This is a genomic window from Faecalibacterium sp. DFI.5.82 (genome assembly GCF_029076575.1).
Classification (GTDB): domain Bacteria; phylum Bacillota; class Clostridia; order Oscillospirales; family Ruminococcaceae; genus Faecalibacterium; species Faecalibacterium duncaniae.
In genome coordinates, this window is record NZ_JARFIS010000461.1 from 1 (window position 1) to 313 (window position 313).

A 313-nucleotide genomic window follows, 5' to 3' on the forward strand; every position below is an offset into this window, starting at 1 on the left:
CATGCAAAAATGAGTGTGGCAGATGACTGTATGGCAACTTGTGGAACAATTAATTTGGATTATCGAAGTTTATATCACCATTTTGAAAACGGCTGTTTTATGGCAGATTGTCAGACAGTTGTGGAAATAAAAAATGATCTGATAAGAACGATGGGAGAATGTCGTGATGTGACAGACCAATATCAAACCGGACGAAGTGCATATTTGTGACTGGGACAATTATTTATGAGATTATTTGCTGGATTGCTATAAGAATCTGATGAAACGACCTTTCAAAAAACAGTTAACTTCTAAATCAACTGTTTTTTGAAAG

1 protein-coding gene is annotated in these 313 nt (G+C 35.1%); it reads left to right on the plus strand.

Annotated elements, in window-relative coordinates; translation table 11 throughout:
• Nucleotides 1-210, plus strand: a 210-nt coding sequence (locus P0G09_RS17425; RefSeq protein WP_342760556.1) for a phospholipase D-like domain-containing protein, incomplete at its 5' end; no start/stop codon positions are given.
• Nucleotides 211-313 lie beyond the last annotated feature (103 nt).